General features: G+C 68.6%; 14 protein-coding genes. 11 read left to right on the top strand and 3 right to left on the bottom strand.

Annotation, left to right across the window (positions count from 1 at the left end; genetic code table 11):
* Positions 1-72: 72 nt before the first annotated feature.
* The 8 genes from ASD37_RS08945 to ASD37_RS08910 all read left to right on the top strand — a co-directional run bounded on the left by ASD37_RS08945 (position 73) and on the right by ASD37_RS08910 (position 7079).
* Positions 73-1074 (top strand): substrate-binding domain-containing protein, encoded by a 1002-nt coding sequence (locus tag ASD37_RS08945; protein ID WP_056550620.1) that lies wholly within the window; start codon positions 73-75, stop codon positions 1072-1074.
* On the top strand, positions 1071-2066 hold the full coding sequence (locus tag ASD37_RS08940) for an ABC transporter permease (RefSeq protein ID WP_056550619.1): 996 nt from the start codon (positions 1071-1073) through the stop codon (positions 2064-2066). Before ASD37_RS08945 ends, ASD37_RS08940 begins: the two co-directional genes overlap by 4 nt.
* Positions 2063-2845 (top strand): ATP-binding cassette domain-containing protein, encoded by a 783-nt coding sequence (locus ASD37_RS08935; protein ID WP_056550618.1) that lies wholly within the window; start codon positions 2063-2065, stop codon positions 2843-2845. Before ASD37_RS08940 ends, ASD37_RS08935 begins: the two co-directional genes overlap by 4 nt.
* Positions 2823-3734 (top strand): PfkB family carbohydrate kinase, encoded by a 912-nt coding sequence (locus tag ASD37_RS08930; protein ID WP_056550617.1) that lies wholly within the window; start codon positions 2823-2825, stop codon positions 3732-3734. Before ASD37_RS08935 ends, ASD37_RS08930 begins: the two co-directional genes overlap by 23 nt.
* Positions 3735-3739: 5 nt before the next feature.
* On the top strand, positions 3740-4390 hold the full coding sequence (locus tag ASD37_RS08925; RefSeq protein WP_056551010.1) for a nucleoside/nucleotide kinase family protein: 651 nt from the start codon (positions 3740-3742) through the stop codon (positions 4388-4390).
* A gap of 5 nt (positions 4391-4395) precedes the next feature.
* Positions 4396-5385 (top strand): LacI family DNA-binding transcriptional regulator, encoded by a 990-nt coding sequence (locus ASD37_RS08920; RefSeq protein WP_235568064.1) that lies wholly within the window; start codon positions 4396-4398, stop codon positions 5383-5385.
* Positions 5386-5422: 37 nt separating this feature from the next.
* Entirely contained in the window at positions 5423-6445 is a 1023-nt protein-coding gene (gene fbaA, locus ASD37_RS08915; RefSeq protein WP_056550615.1) for a class II fructose-bisphosphate aldolase, read from the top strand.
* A 109-nt stretch (positions 6446-6554) separates the two neighbouring features.
* Positions 6555-7079, top strand: a complete 525-nt coding sequence (locus tag ASD37_RS08910; RefSeq protein WP_235568031.1) for a cupin domain-containing protein — start codon at positions 6555-6557, stop codon at positions 7077-7079.
* A 13-nt stretch (positions 7080-7092) separates the two neighbouring features.
* On the opposite strand, the gene ASD37_RS08905 is transcribed toward ASD37_RS08910, so the two are convergent.
* Together ASD37_RS08905 and ASD37_RS08900 are read right to left on the bottom strand one after the other, a co-directional pair.
* On the bottom strand, positions 7093-9552 hold the full coding sequence (locus tag ASD37_RS08905) for a phosphoketolase (RefSeq protein ID WP_200959808.1): 2460 nt from the start codon (positions 9550-9552) through the stop codon (positions 7093-7095).
* A 103-nt stretch (positions 9553-9655) separates the two neighbouring features.
* Positions 9656-10054, bottom strand: a complete 399-nt coding sequence (locus ASD37_RS08900) for a hypothetical protein (RefSeq protein WP_056550614.1) — start codon at positions 10052-10054, stop codon at positions 9656-9658.
* 227 nt (positions 10055-10281) lie between these two features.
* Between ASD37_RS08900 and ASD37_RS32510 the strand changes: the two genes are divergently transcribed.
* The 3 genes from ASD37_RS32510 to ASD37_RS08890 all read left to right on the top strand — a co-directional run bounded on the left by ASD37_RS32510 (position 10282) and on the right by ASD37_RS08890 (position 14544).
* Positions 10282-10404 (top strand): hypothetical protein, encoded by a 123-nt coding sequence (locus tag ASD37_RS32510; RefSeq protein ID WP_255354828.1) that lies wholly within the window; start codon positions 10282-10284, stop codon positions 10402-10404.
* Positions 10405-10733: 329 nt separating this feature from the next.
* Positions 10734-12203, top strand: coding sequence for a serine/threonine-protein kinase (locus ASD37_RS08895; protein WP_056550613.1), 1470 nt, complete (start codon positions 10734-10736; stop codon positions 12201-12203).
* Positions 12204-12291: 88 nt separating this feature from the next.
* Positions 12292-14544 (top strand): MDR family MFS transporter, encoded by a 2253-nt coding sequence (locus ASD37_RS08890; RefSeq protein ID WP_056550612.1) that lies wholly within the window; start codon positions 12292-12294, stop codon positions 14542-14544.
* On the opposite strand, the gene ASD37_RS08885 is transcribed toward ASD37_RS08890, so the two are convergent.
* Positions 14541-15266, bottom strand: coding sequence for a cutinase family protein (locus ASD37_RS08885; RefSeq protein WP_056550611.1), 726 nt, complete (start codon positions 15264-15266; stop codon positions 14541-14543). The two genes, ASD37_RS08890 and ASD37_RS08885, sit on opposite strands and share 4 nt — an antisense overlap.
* Positions 15267-15292: the final 26 nt, after the last annotated feature.

Raw genomic sequence — 15292 nt, 5'->3', positions numbered from 1 at the left:
GCGCTTGCCTAGCGCTTAGGCTCCCCAACATCGCGCGACGACCAGCGTCGCATAGAGGACAAGGGAGTCCACATGTTCGCAAGGCCCTCGCACGTCGTCGGAGCGGTTCTGATGGCAGGCACGCTGGTCCTCGGCCTCTCCGGGTGCGGCGGATCCAGCTCCGACGAGGTCAAGGTCGGCTTGATCACCAAGACCGACTCCAACCCGTACTTCGTCAAGTTGCGTGAGGCCGCCCAGGCCCAGGCCGACAAGGACGGCGCCAAGCTGATCGCGCTCGCAGGAGCGTTCGACGGCGACAACGAAGGCCAGGTCGCGGCCATCGAGAACATGGTCGGCCAGGGCGTCAAGGGCATCCTGATCACTCCGAACTCCTCGACCGGCGTGCTCGACGCCATCAAGAAGGCGCGCGACGCCGGCGTGGTCGTCATCGCGCTCGACACCGCGACCGATCCCGAGGACGCGGTCGACGCGACGTACGCCACCGACAACAAGGCCGCCGGCGTCAGCCAGGGCAAGTGGGTCAAGGCCGCGCTCGGCACCGCGGCGCCGCAGGTCGTCATGCTGGACGGAACCCCCGGCGGCACCGTCGACACCTTCCGTCACGACGGCTTCCTCGAGGGCTTCGGCATCGCCAACGGCTCACCGGAGATCGTCGGCCAGGAGAACACCAACGGCGACCAGACCAAGGCTCAGACCGCGATGGAGAACATCCTCCAGCGCGCGCCGGGCATCAACGCGCTGTACACGATCAACGAGCCGGCGGCCGCCGGTGCGTACCAGGCGATTCAGGCCGCGAACCGCGCCAACCAGATCACCATCGGCTCCATCGACGGCAGCTGCACCGGCGTCGCCGACGTGAAGGCCGGAAAGATCGGCGCGACCGTCATGCAGTTCCCGGCCAAGATGGCCGAACTGGGCGTGCAGGCCGTGGTCAAGTTCGCCAAGGACGGCACCAAGCCCAGCGGATTCAACGACACCGGTTCGCAGCTCATCACCGACAAGCCCGTCGCCGGCCTCGAGTCCAAGGACACCGCCTGGGGCGAGCAGAACTGCTGGGGCAAAGCGGGCGCATGACCACCGACGCTCCTGCGACGGCATCGCCATCGGTCTCGAGCCGGTTCAACGCGGGCAACCTCCTGCGTGAACCGTTGCTCGGCCCGCTGGTGGCGCTGTTCATCGCGATCATCATCTTCAGCTCGGTCTCCAACTCGTTCCTCAACCCGCAGAACGTGTCGCTGATCCTGCAGCAGTCGGTCGTCGTCGGCATCCTCGCCGTCGGCCAGACGCTGATCATCCTCACCTCAGGCATCGACCTCTCGATCGGTGCGGTGGCCGTCTTCGGCACCATCGTGATGGCCCAAACCGCCGGCGCGAACGGGCCTTTCATGGCCCTGGGGTCGACGCTGCTGGTGTGCGTGGTGTTCGGTGCGATCAACGGTGGACTCGTCACGGCACTGCGACTGCCGCCGTTCATCGTCACCCTCGGCACGTTCACCGCGATCCAGGCGGCCACCCGGCTGCTCGCGGGTTCGGAGACCTACCGCGTGGAGCCGGGCCTGCTCACCTTCCTCGGCACGTCCTTCCGCGTCGGGTCGTTCTCGACCACCTACGGCGTGGTCGCGATGCTCCTGGTCTACCTGGTGATGTGGTACGCGCTGTCCCAAACCGCTTGGGGTAAGCACGTTTACGCCGTGGGTGGCAACCCGCAGGCGTCGAACCTGTCGGGCATCAAGTCCCAGCGGGTGCTGTTCTCCGTGTACATCACGACGGGGGTGATCGCGGCCATCGCCGCGTGGGCCGCGCTCGGTCGGATCCCGAACGCCGACCCGAACGCGTACCAGAACGCCAACCTCGAGTCGATCACCGCGGTGGTCATCGGCGGCACCAGCCTGTTCGGTGGCCGTGGCGGTGTCGGCGGGACGTTGGTCGGCACGTTGATCGTCGGCGTCCTGCGCAACGGCCTCACCCAGGCAGGCGTCGACAATCTGTACCAAAACATCGCGACCGGCGTCCTCGTCATCGTCGCGGTCGCCGTCGACCAATTCGCTCGCAGGAGGTCACAGTGACTGGCGCACCGGTTCTGGAAGCCCGCGGACTCGTCAAGAAGTACGGCAACGTCACGGCGATCAACGGGGCCGACTTCGAACTGCGCGCGGGCGAGGTGCTCGCGGTCATCGGCGACAACGGTGCCGGAAAGACCAGCCTCATCAAGGCATTGGCGGGCGCGGTGGTTCCTGACTCCGGTGAGATGCTGATGAACGGCTCGCCCGTGTCGTTCAAGAACACCCGCGACGCCAGGGCGGCCGGCATCGAGACGGTGTATCAAGACCTCGCGGTCGTGCAGGCCCTCGACATCGCGTCGAACCTATACCTCGGACGTGAGGTGCGCCGAAAGGGTCTCGCGGGCAGCCTCTTCCGCAGACTCGACATGCCGAGAATGCGCGAGGAGGCCTCCCAGCACCTCGCCGACCTGAAGATCGGCATCAAGTCCGTGAACCAGGCCGTCGAGACGTTGTCCGGTGGGCAGCGTCAGGGTGTCGCGGTGGCGCGGGCCGCCGCGTTCGGCAAGGGCGTGATCATCATGGACGAGCCGACGGCAGCCCTCGGCGTTCGGGAGTCGGGACAGGTCATCGACCTGATCCGGTCGATCCGCGACCGCGGCATCCCCGTGGTGCTCATCAGTCACGACATGCCGCACGTGTTCGAGGTGGCCGACCGCATCCACATCCACCGGCTCGGGCAGCGCGCCGGCGTCGTCGACCCGAAGTCGCGGTCGATGTCCGAGGTGGTGGCGCTCATGACGGGTGCGGAGGAGCCGACCGATGAGGAACGCGCCGGGCTCTGAGAGGGCCGCGGTCGGGGTCTTCGTCGGGTTGGCGACGCTCGACGTGATCCACCGCATCGCGAAAGCGCCTGGGGCGAACCAGAAGATCACCTCGAGTGAGCAGTTCGTCTCCGCAGGGGGACCGGCCGCGAACGCGGCCGTCACCTTCGCGGCACTCGGCGGCGACGCGACCCTGGTGACCGCGCTCGGTGACGATCCGGTCGCCGACCTGATCCGAGCCGACCTCCTTGCGTACGGCGTGACCGTGGTCGACGCGGCGGCGGGTACCACCCGGGCGGTGCCGGTGTCGGCCGTGTCGGTGGTCGAGTCGACGGGCGACCGGTCAGTCGTCTCGCTGGACGCGGTGAACTCCGACGCGGTGCCACCGGGGGAGCTCGACGCCCTGGTGGCAGGCGCCGACGTGGTGCTGGTCGACGGGCACCATCCCCTGATGGCGCGGGCCGCCGCCCGGCATTCGCGGGACCGGTCGACCACGCTCGTCGTGGACGCCGGCCGGTGGAAGCCGGTGATGGGCGACCTCGTCGAGTATGCGACGGACATGGTGTGCTCCAACGACTTCCACACGCCGGGCGACGAGACGTCGGAGGCCACCGCGGCGACGCTGGTGGCTGCCGGGGTGCGGACCGTCGTCGTCACCCACGGCGGTGACCCCGTTCAGTGGTGGTCGGACGGCGAGTCCGGCTCCGTGCCCGCGGAACCGGTAGTGGTGGTCGACACACTCGGGGCCGGGGATGCCTTCCACGGTGCGTATTCGTACTTCGCGACGCGGGGCGACGGCAGTGTCGCCGAGCGCATCGAACGCTCCGCTCACGTGGCGGCACTACGGTGTTCGATGGTCGGGCCGCGGGCCTGGCTGAGTGAATTTTCCAGTGAACAGATTCGGAAGTGAGAACGGTGAGCATCGACCACGACGTGCAGGACGCCACCCTCGACCAGTTGGTCACCTGGGCCAGGGCGCTCGTCGTCGACGGCGAGCGCCGCATCCTCGGTCTCACCGGCGCACCGGGAGCCGGAAAGTCCACCGTCGCCGAGCAACTCGTCACCGCGCTCGGCCCCGACGTCGCCGTGCTGGTGCCGATGGACGGCTTTCATCTGGCCAACGAGGTGCTGCTCGACCTGGGGCGCCGGGACCGCAAGGGTGCCAACGACACGTTCGACGACGGCGGGTACGCCCGGCTGATCGCGGCGCTGCGGGCGCAACGCGTCGACGGCCCGGTCGAGTACGCGCCGCGGTTCCGCCGGGAGATCGAGGAGTCGATCGGCTCGTCCATCCCCGTTCCGCCGACGGTGCCGCTCGTGGTCACCGAGGGCAACTATCTGCTCCTGGAGTCCGACGCGTGGCCGGCGGCCCGGTCGTGCATCGACGAGGTGTGGTTCTTGGCCCCCGACACCGACATTCGGCACCAACGGCTGCTGCGGCGCCACGAGGCGTACGGAAAGTCACCGCAGGACGCGGCGTACTGGGCCCTGGGCCCCGACGAGCGCAACGCTCAATTGATCGAGTCGACTGCCGGTCGAGCCGATCGGATCGTGCGTCTCCGGTGACCACGATGGGCGACGTCGCCCGCCTTGCGGGTGTCTCCGCGTCCACCGTCTCGCACGTGCTCAACGGCACGCGCAAGGTCGACACCGCCACGCGGGTCCGCGTCGAGGCGGCCATCGTGAAGACCGGCTACCGGCGCAACGTCGTCGCGCGATCGCTCGCCGCCGGGCGCACGCACACGGTCGGGCTGTCGATCTCGGCGTTGACGAATCCGTACTTCGGGAGCCTGGTGCACGCCGTGGAGCGGGCCCTGTCGAACGCCGGGTACGTGCTGATCGTGGGGGACTCCCACGACGAGGTGGTGTCGGAGAAGCGCGTCATCGATTCGCTCCTTGACCGCCAGGTGGACGGGATGATCGTGGCGCCTTCGGCCGGCTCTGAACGCGGCACCCTTCCCGAAATCGCCAGGACGGGAACACCTCTGGTGCTGATCGACCGTGGCGTCGACGTCGAGAGTGACCAGGTCGTCCCGGAGAACTTCGCGTCGTCTCGATCGCTGACGGCGCATCTGCTCGACCTTGGCCATCGCCGGATCGGGGTGCTCCGCGGGCTGGCCGGCATCTCCTCGACCACCGAGCGGTTCGACGGTTACTCGGCGGCGCTCGCCGATCGTGGCGTCGCCGTCGACCCGGCGCTGGTCCTCGAGGGCGCATCCAACACCGACGTGGCCGATCGCGAGGTACGAGCGCTGATGTCGGGCGACGACCGCCCCACCGCGCTGGTGTCGCTGAACAACTCCATGACCATCGGGGCCATCAAAGCTATTCGCGGCCTTGGCTTGTCGATCCCGGCGGACGTCGCGTTCGTCTGCTTCGACGACTTCGAATGGTCGGACCTCTTCGAGCCACGGCTTACCGCCGCGGCCCAAGACGTCGAGACGATCGGCGCCACCGCGGCCGAGTTGCTTCTGGCCCGCATCCGCGGACACGACGGTGCCCCGCAACGAATTCACGTGCCGACCACGTTCCATCACCGCAACTCGTGCGGCTGCACCTAACCATTCAGCTCAACACCCACCGACAGGACGTTCGACCATGCCGATTGCCACCCCCGACCACTACGTCGCCATGCTGGACCGAGCCAAGGAGGGCGGGTTCGCGTACCCGGCGATCAACGTGACCAGTTCGCAGACGCTCAACGCCGCCCTGCAGGGGTTCGCGGAGGCGGAGAGCGACGGCATCATCCAGGTGTCGCTCGGCACGGCACTCTATTTGTCCGGCAACAGGGTTCAGAGCCGCTTCGCGGGGTCGAAGGCGCTCGCGCTCTACGCTCAGGAGGTCGCATCGCACTACTCGGTGACGGTCGCCCTGCACACCGATCACTGCCCCGCCGAGAACCTCGACGACTGGGTCCGGCCGCTGATCGCCGACGCGACGGAACGCCGCGCCCGCGGCCTCGACCCGCTCTACCAATCGCACATGTGGGACGGATCCGCGGTGCCGCTCGACGAGAACCTGCGCATCGCAGCGGGATTGCTGGAGGCGTCGGTGGCGGCGAACACCATCCTCGAGATCGAGGTCGGGGTGATCGGTGGCGAGGAGGACGGCATCTCCCACGAGATCAACGAGCAGCTCTACTCCACGGTCGACGACGCGCGGGCCACCATCGCGGCACTGGGGACCGGCGAGCGCGGGCGGTATCTGACGGCGTTGACGTTCGGCAACGTACACGGCGTGTACCACCCGGATTCGGTTCACCTGCGCCCGGAGATCCTCGAGGAGATCCAGACGGTGATCGGCGCCGAGACCGGCACGGCCAAGCCGTTCGACCTGGTCTTCCACGGCGGATCCGGTTCGAGCGCTGAGGACATCGCGTCGGCCGTGGCTAGCGGCGTGGTGAAGATGAACGTCGACACCGACACCCAGTACGCCTTCACCCGGTCCATCGCCGGTCACATGATCTCCAAGTACGACCAGGTGCTCAAGGTCGACGGCGAGTACGGCAACAAGAAAGCCTACGACCCGAGGTCGTGGGGCAAGCCTGCCGAGAATGCCATGGCTGCAAGGGTTGTCGAGGCCGCCCAGATGCTGGGGTCGGCCGGCCGGGCGATGCGGTAGGTCCACCGGCAGGAACTCTCCACGCAATCTCCAAGCTAGCCGGACCTTCGCGGGGCACCCTCGAGGTGAGGTCAACAGGTGGCCTCGCCGCACCGAAGGAGATCGAGTCGTGTTCGCAGAGAGTGAGAAGGGTGCCCTGCTGGCCGCGCTGGCCACCACCGCCCCGGGGCCCACGCTGGACTGCTACGGCGGCTACGTCGAGATCCTCAGCAAGTCAGCCGACTTCTGGGTACTGCGCGGCATCGTCCCGCCGGGCTCGGTCGTGCCTGCGCACAGCCACGAAGACCCCGAGGACTTCCTGATCCTGTCCGGCAGCCAGCAGGTCCTGGTCGCCGACGGGGACACGATGGTGTGGCGCGACGCCAGCGCGGGCGACTACATTCGGGTGCCGGGCAACGCCGTCCACGCGCATCGCAACGTGACCGACCAGCCGGCCGTCGACCTCATCATCACCTCACCGCGGCTGGGCCGCTTCTTCGAGGAGATCGGCAGGCCCGTCACCGCCGACCTGCAGCCGCCCACGCCCGAGGAGGTCGCCCAATTCGTCGCCAAGAGCGTGGAATACGGCTACAAGCTGGCCACGGTCGAGGAGAACGCCTCCTACGGAATCGATTTGCCCGTCTTCTCCGGTTGAGGCGGCTAACCGGTCACTCGTTGTCGCCGCCCGTGGACTCGGTGGCGCCCACGGCGCCGAACGTCGCGCCGTGGGCCGCCGGCCACACCCAGTCGCGCACCTCGGGGATGTCGTCGCCGTGGGTGCGCGTGTACTGCCGGGCTTCGAGTCGCTTGTCGACCATCTGCTGGCGCAGCGTCGCGTACGAGGCCTGCAGCGACGGCACGCGGTCGATGACGTCGATCACCAGGTGGTAGCGGTCCAGGTCGTTGAGCATCACCATGTCGAACGGTGTCGTGGTGGTGCCCTCCTCCTTGTAGCCGCGCACGTGCAGGTTCTCGTTGTTGGCGCGGCGGTAGGTCAGGCGGTGGATCAGCCACGGGTAGCCGTGATAGGCGAAGATCACCGGCTTGTCCCTGGTGAAGAGCATGTCGAACTCGCGGTCGGACAACCCGTGCGGATGCTCCTTCTCGTCCTGCAGGCGCATCAGGTCGACGACGTTGACGACGCGGATCTTCAAGTCGGGCACGTTCTTCCGCAGCAGATCCACCGCGGCCAGACCTTCGAGGGTCGGGACGTCACCGCACGTCGCGACGACCACGTCGGGCTCTTCGCCGAGCACCTCGCTGCCCGCCCACTCCCAGATGCCGAGGCCGCGGGTGCAGTGTGCGACGGCCTCGTCCATGGTGAGGAAGTTCGGGCTGGGCTGCTTGCCTGCCACGACGACGTTGACGTACTGGCGTGAGCGAAGGCAGTGGTCGTAGGTGGAGAGCAGCGTGTTGGCGTCCGGCGGCAGGTACACCCGGACCACTTCGGCCCGCTTGTTGACCACGTGGTCGATGAAGCCGGGGTCTTGGTGGCTGAAGCCGTTGTGGTCCTGACGCCAAACATGGCTGGACAGAAGGTAGTTCAGGCTGGCGATCGGGCGGCGCCACGCAATGTGGTTGGTCACCTTGAGCCACTTGGCGTGCTGGTTGAACATCGAATCGATGATGTGGATGAACGCCTCGTAGCAGTTGAACAGGCCGTGGCGTCCGGTCAGCAGGTAGCCCTCCAGCCAACCCTGGCACTGGTGCTCGGAGAGCATCTCCATGACGCGGCCGGCGCGGGCGAGGTGTTCGTCGACCTCGGGGTCGACGTACTCGGCGTTCCACTGTTTGTCGGTGGCGTCGTAGACGCCCTGCAGGCGGTTGGACGCCGTCTCGTCGGGCCCGAAGATGCGGAAGTTGTCGGGGTTGAGCCGCACCACGTCGGTGAGCCAGCTGCCGAGCACCCGAGTGGACTCGGCGATCGTCGCCCCCGGTGCCGGCACGTCGACGGCGTAGTCGCGGAAGTCGGGCAGGCGCAGGTCCTTCAGAAGCAGTCCGCCGTTGGCGTGCGGGTTGGCGCTCATCCGAAGATGGCCCGCAGGAGCGAGTTCGGCGATCGTCGGGTCGAGTCTGCCGTCGGCGTCGAAGAGTTCGTCGGCCCGGTAGGACGCCATCCAGTCGGCGAGCACCTTGAGGTGTTCGGGGGTGTCACGTGCGTTGGCGAGCGGAAACTGGTGTGCGCGCCACGATCCGGTGGTCTTCTTGCCGTCGATGGTGGCGGGTCCCGTCCAGCCCTTGGGGGTGCGGAAGACGATCATCGGCCAGCGGACGCGCTCGTCGTGGTCGTCCGGTAGTGCCTTGAGTTCGGCAATCCGGTTGAGCACCGTGTCGAGTAGCTCGGCGAAGTCGCGGTGCGCGTCGGCGAGGTCGGTCTCCTCGGTGGCCTCGAAGAAGTACGGCTCGTGGCCGTACCCGACCATCAGGCTGCGGAGTTCGTCTTGCGGAATGCGATCCAACACAGTCGGATTGGCGATCTTGAAGCCGTTGAGGTGCAGGATGGGCAGCACCACGCCGTCCTGCGTGCGGTTGACGAACTTGTTGGAGTGCCAGCTGGTCGCCAACGGGCCAGTCTCCGCCTCGCCGTCGCCGACGACGGCGGCCACCAGCAGGTCGGGGTTGTCGAAGGCGGCGCCGTAGGCGTGCGACAGCGCGTACCCGAGCTCGCCGCCCTCGTGGATGGAGCCGGGCGTCTCGGGGGCGACGTGCGACGGGATGCCGCCGGGGAAGGAGAACTGGCGGAACAGCCGCCGCAAACCCTCCGCGTCGGAGGTGATGTCGGAGTAGGTCTCGGAATACGTGCCGTCGAGGTAGGCGTTTGCGACCAGACCGGGCCCGCCGTGGCCGGGACCGGTGACGTAGATCGTCGACTGCGAGCGTTCCTTGATGGCCCGGTTGAGGTGCGCGTAGAGGAAGTTCAGCCCCGGCGTGGTGCCCCAGTGGCCCAGCAGGCGCGGCTTCACGTCGTCGCGGGCCAGCGGGGTCCGCAGCAGCGGATTGTCCAGCAGGTAGATCTGGCCGACGGACAGGTAATTCGCCGCCCGCCACCAGCCGTCGAGTTGAGCCAACGTGTAGTCGCTCAACGGTTTTGCTTCGGCCGAGTTCCAAGCCGTGGTCACTGCGCTCATGGAGACGTCCATTCCCTTGTCGTGACCGCCTCATCGTACGGCTGGTGCGCCCCGGTGACCTGGGCGTCGTCGAATGGCAACCGACTGTTGGTGTTGGCGTCGGCTACACCGGCAGCCCGACGAGCGCGCGACGTGCGGTGAGCCGCCCGGCGATGATGCGCATCGCCTCGCCCACCGAACCGGTGACCCTGATGTCGTCGGACGTGAGGGATGCCCGCCGCGCCGGGTCGAGGACCAGCGTTAGGTCGGCGACGGGACTCAGGCCACGCACGAACTCGTCGTCGACGCCGCCGGCCTCCAGCAGATCCAGCACCAGCGCGCCACCGACCAGGGTGAACCGTCTCACGTGGTTGGTTATCAGGGTGCGGTTGGCGGCGCCAAGGTGGCCCGTCACCTGAACGACGACGGCGACGCTGCGCAGCTGTGCGCGCAGCTGGACGCCGTGGCATTCCGTCACGGAACCGAGGGCTGCGAGCGACGAGGCGTTGCGGTTGGTGAGCACTAACGGGAGCCGATCTTTCGGTCGGGCGGACCTAGGATGTCGGCTGCGGGCTCAACCGTGGAGGCCAGCTTAGCCGGTACTGAGGTCTGCTGCCGGGTCGAAACTTCAAAGAGACTGCACGCCAACGGATTAACGTCGGCACACTTCGTTTGGTGGCTCGTCGCCCGTTTTGGGTGTCGGACTGTGGGTAACTCGTCGGTGTATTAGCCGCACACGAAGGAGCGACGATGACGCAGCCCGATCAGGACGACACCAACTCCGACGACGGCACGCCGGGGGAGGTGCCGCCCGCCAATCCGGCGTACGCCACGCCGCCGCCGGGAGGCATCCCCGACGCCGACGACGACTAGGTCGTCGCGCGGAGCGGGGCGGGGCTGGACCAACGGTGGACCACTGCTCCCGCAGCCACCGCTAACGGTCGCCGTTCTGGGCGTGGACCCGCTCGCGAAGTCTCTATCACCGGCGATATCACTGCATGAGTGATATCGCCGGTGATAACGAGTTCCAGACCGGGTGGGCATACCCCCGGCGACGATCCGGGCGATCCTGGCGAGAACGCACGCGGCCGTGCGGCCCTGTACCCTGGGCACGAATCAATTGGCTTGTGCTGCTTCGGCTTCGGTATCGCGCCAGGTCACCCAGGAGTGAGCCCCGAAACGAAGTGAGGGAAGGATCGGTTATGGCGTCCCCGGGTGCTGGACCGCGTCCGAGCACGCGATTCGGACCCTACGAGCTGCAAGAACTCATCGGCATGGGCGGCATGGGTGAGGTCTACCGTGCCTACGACACGGTGCGTGAGCGGACGGTAGCCCTGAAGATCCTGCGGGCCGACGTCGCCACCGACCCGAGTTACCGGGACCGGTTCCGGCGTGAGTCGCGCATCGCGGCCCGACTGCAGGAACCCCACGTCATCCCCGTGCACGATTTCGGCGAGATCGACGGGGTCCTCTACATCGACATGCGCCTGGTCGAGGGCGGCAGCGTCAAGGACGAACTGCGGGTCAAGGGTGTCCTGCCCCCGCAGCGGACGGTGGCGATCGTCAGCCAGGTCGCCGCCGCGCTGGACGCCGCCCACGCCAACGGCCTGGTGCACCGCGACATCAAACCCGAGAACGTGCTGCTGACCCCGGAGGACTTCGCCTACCTGGTGGACTTCGGCATCGCCAACGGCGGCGGCGAGGCGACGGTCACCAGGACCGGGATGATCATCGGGTCGTGCGCGTACATGGCCAGCGAGCGGCTCGGCGGCACACCCGGCGGACCGCCGTCGGACGTCTACTCGCTGACGTGTCTGTTGTTCGAGTGCCTGACGGGCCGGGCGCCGTTCGAGGCGGCCGACATCCGCCAGGTCATGAGCGCGCACATGTTCGCGCCGCCGCCGCGGCCCAGCGAGGTGCGGCCGGGCGTCAACCCCGCGTTCGACGCCGTGGTCGCCAAGGGCATGGCGAAGAGCCCCGGTGACCGGTTCACCACGGCGGGCGAGCTGGCCAGGGCGGCGGCCGCCGCGGTCCACGCGTCGCCCCCACCCGTCGCACCACCCCACACCAGGCAGTTTGCGGCCGAGCGGCCGCCGGCGTACGTGCCGCACCCCGCCGTCGCCACCCCTGCACCGGTGACCCGCTCGCGGTTCGGTCGCACCCAGAAGCTGCTGCTCGCCGGGACCGTCGCGACCCTCGGGCTGGCAGCGGGGCTGGCCGCGGCGATCGTGTTCACCGGGGGCAGCGCCGACCCGCAGCCGCGGACCCCCCTCGCAGCGCCGCCCAGCTCGACGTCGGAGACCGAGACGTCCACCGCCACGCCGACCACCACCACCGCGAAGCTGTCCGGGGTGTCCAACGTCGACGCGAAGGGCTTCGTCGGCGAGGCCGCCCGCTGCGACACGGGGACGGCGGTGGCGGCGATCAGGACGGCGTCGTCGCTGGCAGTCATCTGCCAGGAGTCGTCGGGCAGCTACTACTACCACGGCCAACGGCTGCGCGACGGCGCCAACGTGCGGCTCTCCAACGCGGTGCCATCCGGCAGCGGCTTCGACGCCGTGAACCCGGCCGACGGCGCCAGGTACCAGGTGCGACCCGACGAGCTGACCATCATCAGCAACGGGCACGTCGACTCGGCGGAGCCGGCGTTGGAGTTCGGTTCTACAGACTGACGGGATTACCGCAGGCGTTCGGCGGGTACATTGTTAGGTCGCGTAACTAACGCCGACATCAACTGACACCCGGAGCGAGGACCACTGCATGACGGCCACGATGACCGGTCCACCCCCACCCGCTGACGTCGAGGTCGCCGGTCCCAAGCGCAACCTGATCTTCACCGCCGTGGTGCTCGGCATGCTGCTTGCGGCGCTGGACCAGACGATCGTGGCGACGGCGCTGCCGACCGTCGTGGCCGACCTCGGCGGCGCGGGCCACCAGGCGTGGGTGGTGACCAGCTACCTTCTGGCCTCGACGGTGGTCACGGCGATCGTCGGCAAGCTCGGCGACCTGTTCGGCCGCAAGCCCGTCTTCATCGCGGCAGTGCTGTTCTTCATGGCCGGGTCGGTGCTGTGTGGCTTGGCCGGGTCGTTGCCGATGCTCGTCGCGGCACGGGCGCTGCAGGGCATCGGCGGCGGCGCCATCATGGTCACCGCCACCGCGGTGATCGGCGAGGTCATCCCGCTGCGTGAACGCGGCAAGTACCAGGGCGCGCTCGGCGCCGTGTTCGGCGTGACGACGGTGATCGGCCCGCTGCTCGGCGGCTTCTTCACCGACCACCTGAGCTGGCGCTGGGCGTTCTGGATCAACGTGCCCGTGGCCGTCGTCGTGCTGATCGTCGCCGTCATCGCCATCCCCAACCTGGGCCGCAAGGCGCGCCCGGTCATCGACTACGCAGGCATCGTGCTGGTCGGCCTCGGCGCCACCGGCCTCACGCTGGCCACCAGCTGGGGCGGCAGCGAGTACGCCTGGGGCTCGCTGATGATCATCGGCCTGTTCGTCGGGTCGGTGGTGGCGATCGCCGCCTTCATCGCCGTCGAGCTGCGGGCGAAGGAACCCATCCTGCCGATGCGGCTGTTCCGCGAGCCGGTGTTCGCGGTGTGCTGCGCGCTGTCGTTCGTCGTCGGGTTCGCGATGCTCGGCGCGCTGACGTTCCTGCCCACGTTCATGCAATTCGTCGACGGCGTCTCGGCCACCACGTCGGGGCTGCACACCCTGCCGATGGTGCTCGGGCTGCTGACGATGTCGATGAGCAGCGGCGTGATCGTCGGCCGCACCGGAAAGTACAAGATCTTCCCGGTCGTCGGCACCGCGGTGATGGCGGTCGGCTTCGTGCTGTTGTCGCGGATGGGCCCGGACACCTCCACCCTGGTGCAGTCGCTGTACCTGGTGGTCCTCGGCGCGGGCATCGGCATGTGCATGCAGGTGCTCGTCCTGATCGTGCAGAACACCGTCGACTTCGCCGACCTGGGCGTCGCGACGTCGGGTGTCACGTTCTTCCGGACCATCGGCAGCTCCTTCGGTGCAGCGGTGTTCGGGTCGTTGTTCAACAACTTCCTGAAGGATCCGCTCGCCGACGCCGTGGCCAAGAGCGGTGCACCGGCCGCGGCGACGCAGTCACCGGACGCGTTGCACGCGTTGTCCCCGGAGATGGCCGCCCCGATCGCGTCGGCCTACGCCGAGGCGCTCGACCAGGTGTTCCTCTACGCCGCCCCGGTGGCCGTCGTGGGGTTCGTGTTGGCGTTGATGCTCAAGCAGGTTCCGCTGCGCAGCAACGACGTCAGCATCGCCGCCGACATGGGCGAGGGCTTCGCGATGCCGACGACCGACTCGCCGGACCAGCTGCTGGAGAACGCGGTCGGCCGGTTGATCCGCCACGGCTCGGGCGCGCAGTTGCGGGCCATCGCGGAGCGGCCGGGCGGCAGCAAGCTCGACATCAGCAGGCTGTGGGCGCTGCTGCAGGTGTACCGGTTCGGCCAGGCCGCGGGGCAGGCCAAGCTCAGCGACATCGCCGAACACGTGCGCGTCCCTCGAGAAATCCTCGAACCGGCCTTCGACAGGTTGGCGCTGACCGGCTACGCCGAACGCACCCAGGACCAGTTCTGGCTGACGCCGGTCGGGGCTCGCGAGGTGGAGTTGGTGCGCGCGCAGACCTTGGAGTGGTTGACTAACGGGCTCACCCAGTCCGCCGGGCTGCACATCCAGCCCGACCGCACGCAGGTCCGGGAGGCCTTGGACCGGATATCGCAAAACGTGCTGGTGCAACGGGATTACACGGAGGACGCGACGCAGGCGATGCGGTTGCGGCCACCGCGCCGGGCGCCGCAGCCGCCGCGTCGACCCCCGGCGCCGAAGCCTGCTCGTGCGCAGCCGCCGCGCGGCCAGCAGCCGCCACGTTCGCAGCCGCCGCGTCCGCGACCGCCGCAGCAGCCGCCGCCCCCGTCGGGAGAGGCGCCGACCACGCGGTTCCGCCCGCCGGGGCCGCCGCCGCGTGGACCGCGGCCCCCGCAGCGTTAGGCGGCCGGAGCGGGAACCGGTGCGATGCGGTCCACCGCGTACGTCGCCGCCTCGTTGGTCATGCCGTTGAACCCGTAGGTGATGTGTGCGAACGAGGGCTGCCCGCCGGGCGTGCCGTCGCAGATGGTGTCGCCCTGCGCGCAGAGCTGAAGGGTCTTGCCCGCGTAGTTGGGCCCGATCGTCATCTGGGGCGCGTCGTACTGCTGCAGGAACTGGGGCGACGGATTGCCGAACAGCGTCACCGCGGCGACGTGGTCGGCGACGCTGGAAGGCAGGGGCTGCGGTGCCACCGCGGCGGGCACCCCGGCCGGGACCTCGTTGGCGGTGACGAAGCCGGCGACGATCGCGCCCTGCGAATATCCGCCGAGGACGATCTTGGTGGCGGGGCAGTTGGCCGCGGTGGCCTGCACGTGGTTGCCGGCGTCCCTGACACCGTCGATCACGGTGCTGGCGAACGCCTCTCGGTTGTTGAAGTCGTCGCTGGCGGCGTAGTTCACCGGGTAGACGTCGAGGGTCCGCGGGCCCAGCTGGGCGCGCAGCGCGTCGACGTAGGACTGGCCGACGCCGCCCACGCCGGGTGCCTCACCGGTGCCGCGCGCGAAGACGAGCTCGACGTCGGCGCAGGGTTCGGCCGTTGCGGTGGGTGCGGTGGTGGTCGCGAGAATCGCTCCTGCGGAGACGACGGCGGCGCTCAGCAGGCGTGGAAGGTTTCGAAGTGTCATTGGCCCGACGTACCCCGGGGTTTGCC

This window comes from Mycobacterium sp. Root135 (assembly GCF_001426545.1).
GTDB lineage: Bacteria > Actinomycetota > Actinomycetes > Mycobacteriales > Mycobacteriaceae > Mycobacterium.
Note: the sequence above shows the minus strand (reverse complement) of the source record. Positions and strands in the feature narration are given on the sequence as shown.

What these genes read in the sequence shown, in the direction of transcription:
- ASD37_RS08945 (WP_056550620.1), top strand. Translation starts at nt 73, where the DNA reads ATGTTCGCAAGGCCCTCGCACGTCGTCGGAGCGGTTCTGATGGCAGGC.
- ASD37_RS08940 (WP_056550619.1), top strand. Translation starts at nt 1,071, where the DNA reads ATGACCACCGACGCTCCTGCGACGGCATCGCCATCGGTCTCGAGCCGG.
- ASD37_RS08930 (WP_056550617.1), top strand. Translation starts at nt 2,823, where the DNA reads ATGAGGAACGCGCCGGGCTCTGAGAGGGCCGCGGTCGGGGTCTTCGTC.
- ASD37_RS08920 (WP_235568064.1), top strand. Translation starts at nt 4,396, where the DNA reads ATGGGCGACGTCGCCCGCCTTGCGGGTGTCTCCGCGTCCACCGTCTCG.
- fbaA (WP_056550615.1), top strand. Translation starts at nt 5,423, where the DNA reads ATGCCGATTGCCACCCCCGACCACTACGTCGCCATGCTGGACCGAGCC.
- ASD37_RS08905 (WP_200959808.1), bottom strand. Translation starts at nt 9,552, where the DNA reads ATGAGCGCAGTGACCACGGCTTGGAACTCGGCCGAAGCAAAACCGTTG.
- ASD37_RS32510 (WP_255354828.1), top strand. Translation starts at nt 10,282, where the DNA reads ATGACGCAGCCCGATCAGGACGACACCAACTCCGACGACGGCACGCCG.
- ASD37_RS08895 (WP_056550613.1), top strand. Translation starts at nt 10,734, where the DNA reads ATGGCGTCCCCGGGTGCTGGACCGCGTCCGAGCACGCGATTCGGACCC.
- ASD37_RS08890 (WP_056550612.1), top strand. Translation starts at nt 12,292, where the DNA reads ATGACGGCCACGATGACCGGTCCACCCCCACCCGCTGACGTCGAGGTC.
- ASD37_RS08885 (WP_056550611.1), bottom strand. Translation starts at nt 15,266, where the DNA reads ATGACACTTCGAAACCTTCCACGCCTGCTGAGCGCCGCCGTCGTCTCC.